Raw genomic sequence first — 17290 nt, forward strand, 5'->3', positions numbered from 1 at the left:
TGATAAAACTTAATGATTCTTAATTTTTCATCTTTAGAAAAAATTTTTGACATAAAAATACTCCCCATTAGATAAACAGATTTTATTTTTTAATCTGTCTACCTAACGGGGAGCATATCATATCAAGGAGGTGCGGTTGCTTTTGGGAACGTTTATTAAGATTTATATTACATAATGTATAATTTTTTTTATGAAAATAGAGACGCTCCTTCAACAATCTCAATAATCGTATCTATCTAGGCAATCCCCACGCCCAAGTTAAGATGGTTACAATAAATGTCCCGGATACAACAAACCATAGCACATTCTTACTTATGTCCGATTCACTTTCTTTAATAAGTTACCTATTTATCTCAACTAAATTAATCAAGAAAACTATAGAAAAAATTGGGTTAAACAGAAAACCTAACCGTACAAATGCTTCTACCACTACTCTTATCACCTGACCTGTTACGTTTAATGTTCTTTTTAATATCCAATTATTTCATTAAATGTTACCCATTGATTTGGTCCGATTGTTGAATTACAAAAATGCACCCAAAGCGGTGTTTGGCTAGAATTCTATTCATAACCTTGTAATTGCATTCACTATTCCACCATCTGAGCGCTTTTACTGAACTACAGAGTCTTAATTACCTTATGTTTAACCGATAAATTATTGCAAAATTAAAAGGCTTAAAATGATATTTAACTAATCATTTTAAGCCAACTTACAAAAACCACCTCTATTTGTGATACGGTTCCCCGTATCAATCTAAAGGCAATGGAAATACTTTATGGATTAGAACATGCAGAAAAGGAAAGATACGATCAAGCACAGGAAAATGTGTAAGCCATAATACATTTCGTAAGGGAGTCCAAACATAAATAGCATTGGTTTTATCTAAGACGTTCTCCTTTGGATCACAAAAATTGAATTAGCAACACAAATAGGGTAAAGAATCATGGTTCTCGTACCCTATTTTTTATTGATTTATCAAGTTTTTTAGAGAATTATCATAGTCAATCGCATACCGAATCATTTGAACAACATAGCAAAACCATTAGAGTTCATCATACCAAAGAAAGCCTTTTTCACACTATAATTAAATAATTGAGATTCTAAAAGGAACACCTAAACCATTTAACCAAAACCTCTTTTATCTTTTTTATTGTTGTATTTGCTTTTTTAACGAAATGATTCGCTCTTTGGGAAGATTTGTTTTTTCTGCTATATAATCAATTTCCTTATGCTCTTTAAGAAGTTCAATTGCTTTAAATATATTATCCAACGCTTCTGCTTGGCTTCTTTTCATAATTTCTTCGTATAATGGTGTCATTATAATCACCTCTAACATTTTATGGTTTCGTCTTCCGATAAAAATTTATGCGAAACGGTTATAATAAATGAAAGAGCCTTCGTTGGTATATCTTTATCTGGAATTTTACTTGCGATTTGAGCAAAATCCAAAACTCTTTCCGAACGTTTTACTTATGTCTTCGTTAGAGGCAATAAAAATAATTTCCTCATATCAGCATTTGATAAAGATTCTCCATTTTCTACCTTCATCCATAAACCTTTAACCAATGCGTCTCCATCTTGTTTACTTAGAAATATAAACTCTGGTTTTCGAGCAACACACAGCACTTCACATGCGTAGACTGCTATCTGTAAGCAGCTAATTTTAAATTGATGGTAGTGGAATTTACCCATTTTTCTTTTCATCGTAGGCAACTAATAGACTTTTTACTGATTCGAATGTTGATTCAAAATTCAGTAATAGAGGCTTAAGCTCCGATTCAAAAGCAAAGTAATCTCTTAATGCCTTATTAATTATGATACTACGTTCCTTTCGATTATAATGTTTGAGCTTATTATAATTTTCCTCATCTATGTAAACATTTTCAGTGGTTTCGTTGGAATAGATAAAGATTTTATTTAGCACATTTATAACATCCATTAGTCGCTTTAAACTACAATCTAATTCTTGTATTTCCTTTGTACCTCTAAGTTGTTTTGCCATTTGTTCTAATAATTCTATATTATCACTACTCATTTTTCCCCTCCAAGAATTTTAACCTCCATAGTATAAGGGAAAAAATATGGTTTGTCAAAATATTCCATATAGTCAAAAAGATAACTCATGTTCTTTTTAGTCAACATGAGTTATTTTAACAAAACTTATTCCAATCGGGACTGTTCAACTAACTTACCTATTTCAATTCCCAATGCATTTGAAAGCTTAAATATTACTTCAATACTGGCATTTTTACGTTTATCCTTTTCTAACCTCATAATAAAAGAAGCACTTACACTTGATTTTTCTGCCAACTGATTAAAGCTTAATGACTGCTCTTCTCTTTTCCGACGTAATTCATTGGCAAAGCCCTCAATAAATAAATCTTCACTATACAATTCCTATCACCTTCCCTGCTTTTCTAAAAAGAAACCTGATGTACTGTATCCATTTATCATAGCTTCTTGTAAAAAAACTATTACTTTACTACTGTAATTTTCGAATTATTTCTACGAAGCAATCTATAATATAACAACTTCATTATTAGAAAGGAGATGTATCGGATTGGATAGGGAACAGTTTTACAACACCCACCCAGATGAAAGAGTTGATATTATCAATAAAATGCTAAAAAATAGTAGTTTAAAAGAAATAGCAAAGAAGATAGGAGTCCCCGAATCCTCTTTTAGCAAAGAAATGACCAATGGAGACTATGTTTATATTAAGCGGGATAATCAATATTACAAATATATTCGGGACAAAAACATGATAAGTAACAATCATCAGCAGTCCCAAGATGTAATTAGTTTTATTGAACAGAATATGGAAGTGTTAAAAGCAATTCTTAGACATCATGAAGATAGTAGAAATATGTTAATACTGGATGAGCAAGTCTACAGTAAAAAGGCAAAATATATGAACAAAAGCATTAAGATGAATAGTGAGATTTACGACAAGTTTGTTAAATTTTGCGAGGAAAAGTACCCCTTTTTGACGCTTCAAGACCTTGTAGCTCAAGCCCTTCTTGATTTTATCAATAGATATAAATAAAAGTAGTGCCAGCTCCGCTGCACTACTTTCTTAAGAGAATGATTACTTAATAACATTCCAGTTATTATCATATTTCCCACCAGGTTTTCCGATAAAGATAACCGCAGAGTCACCGACAGCCATAATCTTCACTTGACGATTTCCAAATGTCAGCATTTTATTCATTTGATTCTGGATATTTGTTCCCGTAAATCCTTTGTTCACAATATCATAGACTTGTGGAACTTGGTAGAACTTGAATAGTTCTTTCGCAACATAAGGGATTTTGTTGTATTCAGGAACATCTTGGCTTCTCCAGAAGTCAATTTGAATTGATGCATCATATGGTTGGTCATCAAGGAACACTTTAATTGGCGTGTCTCCATATGCTTTCTTAAATGGGTTGTAGATAGCACCTGTGCCACCTGTATTTAAGAAGCCCAATTGTTCGTCTAAGATTTGAGCGTTTTTGGCTTTGTCAGCAGTAGCCGTTGTGTTGATCTTTGGAGCTACCCAACCTGCAGGCGGAGCAAATGGATCATTTGGCTTAAACTTATCATTTATCGTTCTTGACATCATGACAGCAAATTCTGCCCTTGTTAGTAAACTATTCGGTTTAAAAGTTCCATCTCCATAACCAGTTGCAATTCGATGAAATGCTACAGCTTGTATGTATGAATAAGCCCAATGATTTTGAGTCACATCTTTAAACTGTCTTAAAGATTCACCTTTTAAATGATAGGCTCTTGCCAAAACCGATGACATTTCAGCTCTTGTAACATAGGCATTCGGTTTGAACTCACCATTTTTTATAATATCCTTGAAAATTCCCTCGGATACAACTGTAGATACAATATCATAGTATTTATAGTCCTTATTAATATCCTTTAATCGTGGATCTGGTCTATTTTTCAAATCATAATTTCTATCTCTTGTTACCATTAATGCTATCTGAATTCTTGTAAGATTTGCATTTGGTTTAAATGTTCCGTCTTCAAAGCCTTGAATTATTCCTTTATCCGTCAAAAATTGAATTTCTTTCACGGCCCAATACTTTTCATTAACATCCTTAAATGCAGTTTTTGCATTAACAATGGTTTCATTACCAATAGAAGTTAACATCAATAAAATAATGAATATTGAAAATAACTTTTTCATAACAAACCACTAATCTCCTTTACAATTCAAATAATACACCTTTCCTCTTAAGATCCCTATCATCAAAACATATGTTTCCCCTCCTTCCTCAGAGGCAAATTTAACTCTATATTACCATATTTCTATAAAGTCATCCTTGACTATTTACGATAAGTTTACGCTACCTAATTGTGTGATTGTTTAGTTTGCAACATGCTTTGGAACTAATTGAGGAGTAAAATTATTGGGGTGTAAAAGACCATGAAACCATTTGATGAAGATGTATTGCATACAAAAAGAATCACCCGAAGCCTGGTAAGCGAGGTGATTCCACATGGATCTACTTATTGCCGAACTGAACCTTTAAAAGTTCAGTTACCTATTAGGGGAGCAATATTGCGAGTATCGCACCTAATTTCAATATAACCAATCTCAATCAATTTTGCAAAGTCTATGTAAACCTTGCTACATAATTGATAATCGAGTCATTTTCTAACCTAAAACCTTTTGTATGCTAAGTCTCCACGTTTAAGTTCTTCTTTGACCGCACTCCTCCTCCAAGGATTCCAGCCTTTCCTTCCCCCTAAATCCTTACGTCTTTTTTGAAGAAAAAAGAGAGCATAACATATTGGTTAAAAAATATGTTATGCTTTTTGTTTTTTCACTTTTTCTCCACGTCATCGGAACTACATAGAAAATTAGCCTCATTTTTAATTCCAATGTAGTTACAGTTTTAACTCCAAAAAACTACAATTGTTCAAAAAAAGAACCACCCGAAGCCTGGAAAGCGGGATGGTTCCTCACGACAAAATAACCTTATTGTGAACTGAAACATTGCAGTTTGGTTCTTTGCAAGGATAGGAATAAAGCGTCCCTACCCTTGCAATTATGGGTAAATTTGACCAATTATTCAACCCTGAATAATTCCCAACCTCATATAATGAGCTAAGTTTCCTGTACAAATGTCAATTTAATCATGTACAAAAACGCTCGTTTAACCATGTACATTTTTGATCCCCAGTGTATATTACAACTTTACTTGGAGGGGCGAGTATGATAGCCTTGTTTGGTCAGCCAGCCCTTGTAATAGCTGGCTTTTGGCTGACGAATCATGCGAGTAGAGGTCTCCATGTCAAGTTGTAATTATTCATAAACATGTATAGAGAAACGCATTTCGAACGAAAGTGTACATGCTTAGACAATCAAAAATGTACACTTTGATACGGACATTTATATTCCTGCAAGTGTATGCCACCGTATGGGATAACTGGATGTTTAGTTGTTTTGATATAAGTGAAGTATACAAGGTTTATCATTCATAGAACGAAGGGATTTTTCATAATTGAAGGAAAGTCTACACGATTCTTTGGAATCAGAACTGGGTTAATACCCAATGATTCTAAATCTTGAAGGTATCTGCGGAAGGTAGGTTTGGAGAGGTATTTTTTGGGAGAATCAATTCCGTTTTTACTAATATCAACGAGGAATGAACGTAATTTCTCTTTTTTCTTTCTTGAAAAATTACTTTCGTCAAGGATTTTCTCTGCTTTCGTAATTTTATAATAATCACCCTTTCTAATAATTGGTGTAACGTGGTTAATCATATATTCTCTGTAAAGTTCCTCTTTAAAGTATTCAGATAATTTTTTTGCTCTATTCTTACCTTTGCCATCATTTCTCTTCATAGCATTTAAGTGATCATTTTTTAGTCTTAGCTCGAAGCGAACTACATCTTTCTCATAGGGCTGTATCTCTTCACCCTTTGCAATGCGTTCCTCTTCCTTTGAATAAATAATGAATTCTACACTTTTGCATTTGTGATATTGGGAAGTTTCATATTTTAAGGGCTTACCTTGTTCATCTTTACCCCATTTAATTTTTTCCTTGAAACGAAATCTCTCTGTGTATTTTTCATATAAGTGAAAAATCAACTTCTCGTGATTTTTATTTGGTATGACTACATCCAGTTTATAGTCAATTCTTGTTAGAATATGCTCGTCAAAATGCGATGAATGCCCAAATTGAGAAATCAGAAATTTTCTTATGATCGCTTCAACGCCTTGATAGTCTTTTTCTGTTATGTCGCTTTTCCTAAGTAGCTTAACAATGTCTACTTTTAGATGGATATTCCATGAACCTTTACCATTAGACGATAGCCATGTAAATGCAAAGCCTGGATGTTCACTTTTTACATTTTGCGTTAGCTTTTTTACAACAGCACCAAACTTTTCATATGCTTCTGCTTTTACTCTATTTCGTTTTAAAAGAAGCTGTACCTCTTCATACTCAACTGGAAATAGAATTTCAACTGAATGAATCATAAATCACCATCTCCTTTGGAAAAATTAGCGGGAATGGTAAAACCTAATGTCAACCTACGCTGAACTGTAAAAATATTTTCCCGACCCCAACCTATTTAAAGGACTGCTTAACACATTGTTATTCGCTATGTGTTAATAGAAGGTTTGGCAAATTCCTATTTATTTTAAGAAAGTGTTAATAATTGATAAAGGCAAAATTGGTTCTATATTGTTTTAGTTGCCACTTTAACTCTTATTCAAAAAGAAAAGCAGCAGTCCTATGGACTGCCACTTTTCTTTTTACCCATATTATCATTCAATCATAGAGCGATTCATTTGCATTAGCCACAGTGTTCAATGCCTCTTCCACTTTAATTAAGTCATATATCTCCAAATCCAAACAAGCGACAATAATTTTATCCTTTAACGATGTGTTCAACGAAAACCCTCTAATCTTTAGGAGTTTATTTGTTTCCTCGATTGTCAGCTTCATAGCAAAAGCAAGTCTTATCAGTTTATATTTTGGTGGATTCGTCCTTCCATTGATTAAGTGACTGATATAAGCTTTTGAAAATCCTGCTTTGTCTGCAAGCTCTTGTTGTGTCATTTGTACATTATAGAGCATTTCGTTTATAAATTGTCCAAGTGTAATCATGTCCTCCGCATTTTGGCTAACCAATGAGGAGATATTATCTAATTCCTCTGCTGATAGACCATGCTGAAAAATTTCCCTTTTGCTTATATGCAATTCCTCTATTATATGTTCCGAGACTCCATGTAATAGATAATTGATTATGTCCCCTATAAAATCATATTCACTCACGTTCTTATTCCCCCATTAAAAAAGTATAAAATTTTTATACCATTCTTAATCTGGAAGTCCATATACTATAGTCAACAGTTGTACACTCTAATCCCCGTACAACTTCCCCAAAAATTAAAGGAGGTTCCCCATTATGAACACACTTCAACAACATTCTACCAACTTCTACTCCACTTCAACAATTATCCTGCAAGAACAAAATCAAGAAAACAATATTAGCACCATTGCTGAACTTCTTATGAAGGCAATAAACAAAAAACAACAATTTCAAAAGGAGAGTGCTTAAACAATGAAAAAGAAAATGGTGATTGGTCTTTATATTCGTGTTTCTACTGACAAACAAGCCCAAGAGGGGTTTTCATTGGAAGGACAGGAGGTTGAGGGAACTCAACTTGCTCATAAAATGTTTGGGAAGGATATCATTCTTAAAGTCTATATTGATGAAGGCATCAGTGCAAAAAGCACAAAAGGAAGAACAGACCTGAATCGTATGCTCAGAGATGTAGAAAGAGGTGCTTTAGATGCTATAATCACATATAAAGTTAGTAGACTTAGCCGTACCCTCTCGGACTCCCTAAAAATAGTTGAAGACATTCACAGAGCTAAAGTACGATTTATAAGTATAAAAGAAGGTGAATATGGTACTCCCCACGCCAACCTTCAGTTTAACATCTTAGCATCCGTTGCCCAGTATCAGCGTGAGGAACTGGCAGAGAACGTTCAGCTCGGCATGATCCAAAGGGCCAGAAACGGAAAATTTAACGGCGGAAAGGTATTAGGCTACGAGACGGTTGATAAAGATTTAATCGTAGTACCTGAAGAAGCCGAAACCGTAAGAATCATTTTTAATAAATTTGTCCATGAAGGATGGGGAACAAAAAGAATCTCCAATTACTTGAACAAAATTGGCAAACGTACAAAGAAAGGGAATACTTTTTCGGTTTCAACGGTTTCTATTATCCTCGATAATCCTATTTACAAAGGCTATATCCGCTTTAATCAATATGTAAATTGGGAAACAAATCGACGAAAAGGGAAGAACACCGAATATATCCTAACTAAAGGACACCATCAGCCAATAATTGATGAAGAAACTTGGGATAAAGCACAGCTTATCCGAAAACAACGTGCAACAGGAACCCCAAGGCAGTATTCAGGAACATTTCCCTTAACATCCATTCTAAAATGCCCGCAATGTGGAGCATATATGACAAGTTTATACGGGGCAAAACGCAAGGATGGTACGAAGAAACGCTATTATGCCTGTGGGATGTATCATAATAAGGGTTCGACTGTATGTAGCCCAAATCTGATAGATGCTGATTGGATAGAAAAAGAAGTATTTAAAAGACTACAAAATGCACTTTTATCAGATGTAATCATTGAACGAATTACGGAAGAAATCAATGCTAATATAAAGCAACAGTTCAATATCAATAAGCAATCCTCAGAGTACCAGTTACTTCACAATAGGCTTACTGAACTTGAAAACAGAAAAAAACGTATTCAAGACTTAGTAGAGTCAGAAGTTTACACTGTGGAAGAAGCAAAACAGCGGTTGAATGAATTACGTTCAGATATTGACAATACAAAAGAGTTATTGCAAGAAGCAATAAATGAGAATACTCATGTAAATACAAATCTCGATACCGTCACACCTGAGTTCATTAAATTACAGCTTCAAGAGTTCCTGGAATTGAAAGAATATTTATCGGTTTTAGAATTTAGGCAACTTCTTGTTACTTCCATTGAAAGGATTGAAGCAAGCAAAAAAGAGCTACAAAATATTTGCTTTTCCTTTATAGCCCACATTCCAAATAAGGACTTGGATCCTACAGATCCAAGCCTACATAGCACCAACGACAAAACCCCTCTTCTTCTGAAAGGGTTATATTTTAAACCTAACCATTACCTATTTGTGATAAGGTTCTCCCTTCATTATCCGGAAGCTTCGATAAATCTGCTCCACTAATACCAGCTTCATTAGTTGGTGGGGGAGAGTCATTTTACCGAAGCTGAGTTTTTCATCCGCGCGTTTTAAAACATCATTATGTAATCCCAGTGAACCACCTATGACAAAAGCAATTTTACTTGTTCCGTATGTCATGAGTGATTCCAAGTCACTGGCCATTTCTTCAGAGGATTTCATTTTTCCATCTATAGCTAGGGCAATCACATGGGTGCCATCGCTTATTTTGCTTAGAATACGTTCTCCTTCTTTTCGTTTTACGATTTCCATTTCGGACTCACTTAAATTTTCTGGTGCCTTTTCATCTGGTACCTCAACTAATTCAATTTTGGCATAAGCCCCTAATCGTTTTACATATTCATCAATGCCCATTTTTAAATATTTCTCTTTTAACTTTCCTACTGAAATTATGGTGATATTCACAATTAGTCCACCTTTACATTACATTCTTATTGTTATCCACATGTAATTTCAAATTACTCTAAACATGTTTCAATTCTTGTAACAATGTGGCTATCTTTTTTCATTCTTGTTAGAAAATTTTAATATATACAGTTTATCCACCTTAATTTTTAATTTACGAACAAGTTATCCACAAAGGTTATACACATATCCACATGCACTTTCTAGATATTGTGTAAAGCTACTTACTTGATACAATATATGTTGCTTTCTCTTCACAATAAGAACAATTTGTGGATAACTTTTCTTCATCATTTAATTGTTCCATGATTGGAAACTCCTTTGTTTCTGCAACAAGCATATCTAAAGCGTGATTTATATGGGTTTCACAGCTATATACTTTCATTTATTATTACCTCTTTCTAATTTATATTTTCCACAGACTTATTCACATTTGTGAATATTTTATCCACAAACCATTGTAACAAACAAAAAACGAGTAGGGAAGAATAGGCTTTTTCCTTCTCTACTCGTTGTGCTTAATGCACTGTTGATAACTTATAGTTTTCCACAGATGAAATACTTTATACGTTTGTTCCTTCAGTTAATGTTAATTGTAACTCAACTAATTTTCCTTGACGGTACACTTTAATTGGAAGTGTGTCACCAATATCTGTTTCATTGTATAAATGTTGTCGTAGGTCGATGGAATTTTCAATTTTCTCTCCTCCCATTTCTACAATAACATCATATTGTTTTACACCTGCTTTATCTGCTGGTGATCCTTGAACAACTTCTGATACAACGACACCTGTTGTTACTTCTTCTGGTAAACGTAATGTTTGTTGTTGATAGAAAGCAGGTACATCTGTTAAGTCTAATAGGCCGATTCCCATCGTTGGGCGACGTACTTCGCCATTTCTTTCTAACTCTTCAACAATCGGTATGACCGTATTTATTGGTATAGAAAAACCTAAACCTTCTATCGTCGACTCAGCGATTTTCATCGAGTTAATCCCCACTAAATCTCCGGCAATATTGATTAACGCTCCTCCACTATTACCTGGATTGATTGCTGCATCAGTTTGTAATACTTCTGTTTCCCAATCTTCCGTACCATCTCCATTTAGATCAACAGGAACAGCACGATCCTTCCCTGAAATAACACCCGTAGTAACCGAACCATAAAAATCTAATCCAAGTGGGTTCCCAATCGCAATGACTGTCTCACCTTGTTTTAATGTTTCTGAATCACCGAATTGGGCTACTGTTTCAATATTTTTACTGTCAATCGAAACAACGGCTAAATCTGTCCAAATATCGCTTCCTACCAGAGTTGCTTCTTCTTTAGTACCGTCCGCTAATGTAACTTCAAGTTGTTTAGCTCCTTCTACAACATGGTAATTTGTAATGACAAAGGCTTTCCCATCTTCTACTTTGTAAATGACACCAGAACCACTACCAGCTTCTTGTTCTTGTGAACGTTGGTTCCAAAAGTCTGTTACTTCTTGAATGTTTGTAATACCTACAACAGCATCGGAGACTTTTTCAACGGCTGAGGTAATATCCGTTGTAACTTCTGTTGCTGTTTGTGTAATTGTTGTGGTGTTCGTTTTGTTATTCGAATTGCTTGGAAGTTGCCCAACCATAGAAGGAAGTAGTAACCACATCACGAGTGCACCAACAATGACACCTGCAAGGCCACTTAAAAAGTAACCGCCTTTACTTCCACTATTTTTTTTATTTACTCGTTTTTTATTTTCTTCTTCCTCACGCATTAATCGTTCCTGTAATGGTGAATAAGAAGAACCAGATTCGTTTTCGGTTTGTTTATGTTCATCATCATTATTATAGTAACTCATATAACCAATCCTTTCTTCCTCTTATTGTCATTATGATACAAACTAAAGATTAAAATTACATGAAAATGAAATAAAACAAAAATAAAAAAGGGCTCTGTCTGAAAATATTTAAGACAGTCCCTTTATGACTTCCACTTTCATCACAGATATATTGCGTCAAATATAGTGCAACCATCGCAGAAGCAATTTATCTACTAGAAAATATTTATAAATAAAAAAGGGTGCCCAAAATGTTTTTTCTCTTTGGACACCTCTGTCTATTCACACAGTTACTAAAAGAGTCGGCTCTTCAGCATCTGTATCATGTAAATGAACATATTCACCTGTAATGATTCCGCATGATTGTAATGTTTGTGATACTGTCATACGCGCTAAATCTTTCATATTATTATCTTTACTTAAATGAGATAAATAGATTTGAGTCGGCTTTTCAAATACCACTTCACTCATTGCTATTGCAGCATCTTCATTGGAAACATGTCCAACATCACTTAAAATACGACGCTTGATCGACCATGGATAGCGACCCATTTGGAGCATACCGATATCGTGGTTCGACTCAAAAACAAAAGAGTCGGCACCACGAATAATTCCTTTCATGCGATCACTCACATATCCAGTATCGGTAATTACAACAAGTTTTCGATCATTTTCATGGAATACATAAAACATTGGATCTACTGCATCATGGGAAACTGCAAAGGATTCAATATCTAACGAACCAAAGGATTGAACGGTCTCCATATTAAAAATAAACCGTTGTTCTGTTGGAATATTGCCAATGTGTCCATCCATTGCTTGCCATGTTTTTTCATTAGCAAAGATTGGCACTTTGTATTTCCGCGCAACTACTCCAATACCTTTTATATGGTCACTATGTTCATGAGTAACTAATATCCCCGTTAAATTCTTCATGTCACGATCAATCTTAGCAAACAGCTGCTCCATTTTTTTGCCGCTCAAACCGACATCAACTAAAAATGCATGTTCATCATTTTCTACATAGATGGCATTTCCAGTACTACCACTTGCTAAAACACTAAATCGCATAACATTACTCCCTATTCTTCATTAACTTCTTTTATATCAAGTGCATCATCAACTACATCCACTCTTGTATGATCTAGTTGAAAATCAATTACCTTTCCTTCTACAGCATTTACAAAGTATTCTTCATGTACATCATCTTGAGTTTTCACACGAACTTCCCAAGTTGGAACGAATACTTGTGTCTTTAACTGAATCAGTGTTGAATACCCTAATTTCATTTCAGTTATTTTAGAGTCAGGCTTTAATAAACGTTTTCCATAAAGAGCTTGAATTACTTGGATTGGTGGTAGCAATGTTTTCTCTTTATTATATTCTTCTATATTATCTAACAATGTTTGTTCATATCGGATGATTTCATCATTGTCATTAAGATAAGCTGTGAGAACACCGTTAATATTATAATAGATTTTCCGATCATTCAATCGTTGGAAAAATGTAATTTTCCTATTTTCTTGGTCAACTTTCCATAATGCATAAGAGGCACCTTCATGAACTTGAAATTGGAGGAAGTTTCGATAGCTTTCCTCCTGATCAAGATTACTAATTTTCACTGGATCTTTTAAAGTGACAATTAATTTATTTTTATTTTCCACAACGATTTTTTGCGCATTTTGTAAAACAATTTGTTCTTCTTCAAAATTTTTCACCGTCGCAGAAATATAGGATGCCTTTTCTAAATTGGTTGGTAAAACTCCATAAGTAATATGGTCATCTTGGAGTTGTGCTTCAATCGTTTTTTCACCTAATACTTCTACCAATTGTGCTTCCGTGTGTCGGTTTAAATATAAAGAATAGAGAAACACATTCAATATTAGAAATACAACGATGAATATAGATTTTGATTTACTCCAATCCATATCCAGCCCCTCCTAATGACTCTGGCGTAATACGTGTAGCACTTCCATCTTGAATAGAAAACCAACCTGGCTCTAACGTATATAACTTTTCATCAATTTCACTACCCGTTAAATAATATCCAACTATTATATCATCAATATCTTGGATATTTTGTACCCACTTTGAAACTTCAACACCTGATGGTAATTGACGAACTGCTCTCTCTGAAGGAATTGCCATATCTAGTTTAAAATAAGGTCTTCTATAACTGAAAATTTGATTATCTCCCCAAATTGTTGTGATTCGAGTGGATGTGATACTACTAAACACTGGCACACCTCTCAAGAATAATTGATATTCTGTAATATGTTTAGGAACATTTCGATACACATACCGGTAATCCCCTGTTAATCCGCCATGCTCATTTACAAAATCGAAACTTTCTTGTAATAAGGTAGAACCTTTTATATCGTTAATGCTCTCAGAAGTTGGGTACACATAATTAATAATCTTTGTTTTAGTATCAGATGTCATAAAAGACATTGCATCAGTATACTTAGACGATGTTGCACTCTCAATATTTTTCTTCACAATGTTTGTATCTTTAAATAAAATTTCTTTAAATCTTTCAGGTGATACTTCATCGATGTAATACGTATATTTCGCTAATTCTACTGGGTTGGATGGTACATATAAAGATAGTTTATTGTTTCTTGTGATTTCTTCATATTTAATTGCATCTTTAAATAAATCATTAAATGTGGAATTAAAATAGTCATTACTTAATGCAATATCCGTTGTATAGAGTGTTCTGTTTTGTTCACTTACAAATAATAGTTGCAATGTATTGGTTTGATTAAATTTTCCCCAATCAATAACAAGATGACTAAATGATATCTCTGGTAAATCACTTTGAGTAAACTCCAAAATAGATTTAAATATATTAATAGGTACTTCTGATTGGAAAAACAGTGTAATTCGATTATTTGCGCCAACCATAGAATTAATCTTAACGTCCGAGAGGTTACTTTGAATAAAATCTAGCTCTGTAGCCCTTACTTTCGATAAAGTTGTCATTACATTATCAATTAAAGTAGAAGATATAGTACCAGAAAACTGATTATCTTGGCTTAATAATATCCGATAAGGTTGAATAACATCTTCAATAGATTTATGTTCTCCGATTGTAATTTGTTCGACCTGTGACTCTTCAATTACTTGATAAGGTGGTGTGTAACTCCATATGGCAAAAGTTAAAATTAAGCTTAATCCGACAAGGAGTGTAAGGATGATTGATTTAACCTGTTCTACATATTTCACTCCCAATCACCTGCCTCATCTAATTCAAATGGTAACGTAAAGAAGATTGTCGTTCCCACACCTTCTTCACTTTCAGCCCAAATCTTCCCTCCGTGTGCTTCAATCATATCTTTTGCGATAGCTAAACCTAAACCAGTTCCCCCCATTGCACGGGAACGAGCGCGGTCTACACGATAAAATCTCTCAAAAATGCGATTAACATTTTCTTTTGGGATACCCATACCATCGTCTGAAATCATCACTTTCAACATATTATCTTGTACCGTACAACCAAAACGGATATTTCCTCCATCAGGTGAATACTTCAATGCGTTAGAGATGATATTATCAATTACTTGTGTAAGTTTATCTGTATCGATTTCTACAAAATATGATGTATCAGGAATAAAACGGCTAAATGTGACGTTTTGAGATTTAGACATTTCAAATCGATCAATGATACGATTGAAAAATTTATTAAATTCGACAAACTCTCGATTCAATTTATAATCACGGCTATCCATTTTTGATAATTGCAGTAAATCATTAACTAACCGAATCATTCGTTCTGTTTCGGTTTGTGTAACATTTAAAAAGGTTGGTGCAATATTTTCATCACGCCATGCTCCATCTGCTAATGCTTCTAAATAACTTCGCATTGTTGTTAATGGGGTACGTAACTCGTGAGAAACATTCGCCACAAACTCTCGGCGCTCCATTTCAATTTTTTCTTGTTCCGTAATATCGTGTAAAACTGTAATTAACCCATTTACAAATCCTGTTTCTTTTTGAATTACAGAAAAGTTCGCTCTTAAAATTAATGGCTCATCTTGCGTACTAAAATTAAGATTTAATGAATCCTTCATATATATTAAATCTTCAAAACTGTATTCTTGATCAACACCAAGTACCGATGTAATTGGTCGATTTAACATTGTTTCACGTGTAACATTTAAAAAGTTTAAAGCTGGGTCATTAATTAAAATTACTTTCCCTTTACGGTCTGTTGCGATAACTCCATCTGTCATGTTACTTAAGACTGAAGCTAGCTTCCTCCGTTCTGCTTCTGTTGTGGATGTTGCTTCTTGCAGACGATTTGTTAAATGGTTAAAAGCAATAGCTAGTTGCCCAATCTCATCATTACCATAGACACGAACTTTACGTGAGAAATTTCCTCTAGACATTGCTTGTGCTTGTCTACGCATATCTAAAATCGGCTTAGTAATTGTTTTTGCAATCAATATCCCAAGAATAATGGTAATTGCCAGGGACATCGCTGTTCCGACAGCAAAGATCCGATTGATATCATTCATTTGTTCAAAGACTTTTTCAATATTTGACTCAAGATATATGGCACCAATAACATCTTTATTTGGACCAAGTGTATTGGTTATTGGCGTTGCTAAAACCCAAACACGTTTTCTAGTATCTTCATCAATCGCAATTTCATCTTGGAAAATTTCAGCGGATATCGATTTCGTTACAATATCATGATTAAATCTCTGTCCTACAATGCTTTGATTATCAATATCGGATGTTGCCAACACCTTGTTTCGGTTATCAACAATTCGAATTTCATTTATATCACTTGTGGTGAACTCTCGTAAAATGAGATTCAAACTTTGCTCTAATGAAGGTCCTGTTGTTTCGTCCCGATCTTTTAACAACTCTTCTCGAATACTATATTGAACTAAATCAATCCGTTGCGTAATTGACTCTTTGAAATTGTTTTTTAAATTCTCTTCTAAATTTGATGAGAAATAAAGCCCAATGATCTGTAGTGCAATGATAATGAGTAAAACATAAATCAGTACTAGTTTTACGTGGATAGACTTAAAAAAGCTAACTTTATGCATTTATATTACTCCTGCTCAGGATTTCGTAAGTAATAACCTACCCCGCGGCGCGTAACAATCCAATTCGGATGACTTGGGTTATCTTCTATTTTTTCACGTAAACGTCGAATCGTAACGTCTACTGTACGTACATCTCCAAAGTAATCATAACCCCATACTGTTTGAAGTAGATGTTCACGAGTCATTACTTGTCCAATATGTTTCGCTAAATAATGAAGTAATTCAAATTCACGATGAGTCAATTCAATTGCTTCTCCACGCTTTAACACGATATAAGCATCAGGTTGAATGACTAAAGCACCTACTGTAATATCATTTGACTCCTCTTTTGTTTCTTCCACTTGAGCAGATACTTTAAGTCGACGCATATTTGCTTTTACTCGTGCTATTAACTCTCTCGTACTAAAAGGCTTTGTAACGTAATCATCTGCACCCATTTCTAATCCAAGCACTTTATCAATTTCAGATCCCTTTGCAGTTAGCATAATGATAGGGAAGTCATATTTCTTTCTGACTTCACGGCACACTTCCATACCATCACGTTTTGGAAGCATAATATCGAGAAGCATTAAATCAGGTTGGGATTCTTCAATTTTTTCTAATGCCTCATCCCCATCATAAGCACAAATTACTTGATAACCTTCTTTTACTAAATTAAATTGCAATATATCTGCAATTGGCTTTTCATCGTCCACAACTAATATTGTTTTTGTCATAAATTTTTTCTCC

The 17290-nt window shown here is 34.2% G+C and carries 18 protein-coding genes; 3 read left to right on the forward strand and 15 right to left on the reverse strand.

What is annotated here, in order from left to right; translation table 11 throughout:
- Positions 1-1148: 1148 nt before the first annotated feature.
- The 4 genes from D8M03_RS17705 to D8M03_RS09655 form a co-directional block, all read right to left on the reverse strand.
- Complete coding sequence (locus D8M03_RS17705; protein WP_170148424.1) at positions 1149-1319, reverse strand: hypothetical protein; 171 nt, start codon at positions 1317-1319, stop codon at positions 1149-1151.
- Between the two features lie 152 nt (positions 1320-1471).
- Entirely contained in the window at positions 1472-1705 is a 234-nt protein-coding gene (locus D8M03_RS09645; protein WP_121214567.1) for a hypothetical protein, read from the reverse strand.
- Positions 1686-2036 carry a hypothetical protein gene (locus tag D8M03_RS09650; RefSeq protein WP_121214568.1) on the reverse strand — a complete coding sequence of 117 codons (351 nt, stop codon included), beginning with the start codon at positions 2034-2036 and terminating at the stop codon, positions 1686-1688. The genes D8M03_RS09645 and D8M03_RS09650 overlap by 20 nt, the downstream gene beginning before the upstream one ends.
- A gap of 125 nt (positions 2037-2161) precedes the next feature.
- Entirely contained in the window at positions 2162-2395 is a 234-nt protein-coding gene (locus D8M03_RS09655) for a helix-turn-helix domain-containing protein (protein WP_121214569.1), read from the reverse strand.
- A 166-nt stretch (positions 2396-2561) separates the two neighbouring features.
- On the opposite strand from D8M03_RS09655, the gene D8M03_RS09660 reads away from it, so the two are divergent.
- On the forward strand, positions 2562-3047 hold the full coding sequence (locus tag D8M03_RS09660; RefSeq protein ID WP_121214570.1) for a hypothetical protein: 486 nt from the start codon (positions 2562-2564) through the stop codon (positions 3045-3047).
- A 42-nt stretch (positions 3048-3089) separates the two neighbouring features.
- Here D8M03_RS09660 and D8M03_RS09665 read toward each other — a convergent pair whose 3' ends face one another.
- The 3 genes from D8M03_RS09665 to D8M03_RS09675 form a co-directional block, all read right to left on the reverse strand.
- Positions 3090-4184: an S-layer homology domain-containing protein gene (locus D8M03_RS09665; RefSeq protein WP_121214571.1), complete on the reverse strand. Its 1095-nt coding sequence runs from the start codon at positions 4182-4184 to the stop codon at positions 3090-3092.
- A gap of 1295 nt (positions 4185-5479) precedes the next feature.
- Complete coding sequence (locus D8M03_RS09670; RefSeq protein ID WP_121214572.1) at positions 5480-6484, reverse strand: hypothetical protein; 1005 nt, start codon at positions 6482-6484, stop codon at positions 5480-5482.
- Positions 6485-6779: 295 nt separating this feature from the next.
- Positions 6780-7286, reverse strand: a complete 507-nt coding sequence (locus tag D8M03_RS09675) for a helix-turn-helix domain-containing protein (protein WP_121214573.1) — start codon at positions 7284-7286, stop codon at positions 6780-6782.
- A gap of 133 nt (positions 7287-7419) precedes the next feature.
- Between D8M03_RS09675 and D8M03_RS17710 the strand changes: the two genes are divergently transcribed.
- Both D8M03_RS17710 and D8M03_RS09680 read left to right on the forward strand, forming a co-directional pair.
- The gene (locus tag D8M03_RS17710) at positions 7420-7572 is read left to right on the forward strand and encodes a hypothetical protein (RefSeq protein WP_170148425.1); all 153 of its coding nucleotides are present in this window, start codon (positions 7420-7422) and stop codon (positions 7570-7572) included.
- A gap of 3 nt (positions 7573-7575) precedes the next feature.
- Positions 7576-9258: a recombinase family protein gene (locus tag D8M03_RS09680; protein WP_121214574.1), complete on the forward strand. Its 1683-nt coding sequence runs from the start codon at positions 7576-7578 to the stop codon at positions 9256-9258.
- On the opposite strand, the gene rlmH is transcribed toward D8M03_RS09680, so the two are convergent.
- From rlmH to yycF, 8 genes are all read right to left on the reverse strand, one after another.
- A complete protein-coding gene (gene rlmH / locus D8M03_RS09685; RefSeq protein WP_121214575.1) occupies positions 9199-9678 on the reverse strand; it encodes a 23S rRNA (pseudouridine(1915)-N(3))-methyltransferase RlmH in 480 nt (159 codons plus the stop codon). The genes D8M03_RS09680 and rlmH overlap by 60 nt on opposite strands.
- A gap of 220 nt (positions 9679-9898) precedes the next feature.
- Positions 9899-10063, reverse strand: coding sequence for a CxxH/CxxC protein (locus D8M03_RS09690; protein ID WP_121214576.1), 165 nt, complete (start codon positions 10061-10063; stop codon positions 9899-9901).
- 178 nt (positions 10064-10241) lie between these two features.
- The gene (locus tag D8M03_RS09695) at positions 10242-11519 is read right to left on the reverse strand and encodes a S1C family serine protease (protein ID WP_121214577.1); all 1278 of its coding nucleotides are present in this window, start codon (positions 11517-11519) and stop codon (positions 10242-10244) included.
- A 261-nt stretch (positions 11520-11780) separates the two neighbouring features.
- On the reverse strand, positions 11781-12569 hold the full coding sequence (locus D8M03_RS09700; RefSeq protein WP_121214578.1) for an MBL fold metallo-hydrolase: 789 nt from the start codon (positions 12567-12569) through the stop codon (positions 11781-11783).
- Between the two features lie 11 nt (positions 12570-12580).
- The gene (locus tag D8M03_RS09705; RefSeq protein WP_121214579.1) at positions 12581-13426 is read right to left on the reverse strand and encodes a two-component system regulatory protein YycI; all 846 of its coding nucleotides are present in this window, start codon (positions 13424-13426) and stop codon (positions 12581-12583) included.
- Positions 13413-14726, reverse strand: a complete 1314-nt coding sequence (locus D8M03_RS09710; protein WP_245987539.1) for a YycH family regulatory protein — start codon at positions 14724-14726, stop codon at positions 13413-13415. The genes D8M03_RS09705 and D8M03_RS09710 overlap by 14 nt, the downstream gene beginning before the upstream one ends.
- Positions 14723-16561 (reverse strand): cell wall metabolism sensor histidine kinase WalK, encoded by a 1839-nt coding sequence (walK, locus tag D8M03_RS09715; RefSeq protein ID WP_121214581.1) that lies wholly within the window; start codon positions 16559-16561, stop codon positions 14723-14725. Before walK ends, D8M03_RS09710 begins: the two co-directional genes overlap by 4 nt.
- A 5-nt stretch (positions 16562-16566) precedes the next feature.
- The gene (yycF, locus tag D8M03_RS09720; protein ID WP_121214582.1) at positions 16567-17277 is read right to left on the reverse strand and encodes a response regulator YycF; all 711 of its coding nucleotides are present in this window, start codon (positions 17275-17277) and stop codon (positions 16567-16569) included.
- Positions 17278-17290: the final 13 nt, after the last annotated feature.

This window comes from Ureibacillus endophyticus, assembly GCF_003628435.1.
GTDB classification, from domain to species: Bacteria; Bacillota; Bacilli; order Bacillales_A; family Planococcaceae; genus Ureibacillus; species Ureibacillus endophyticus.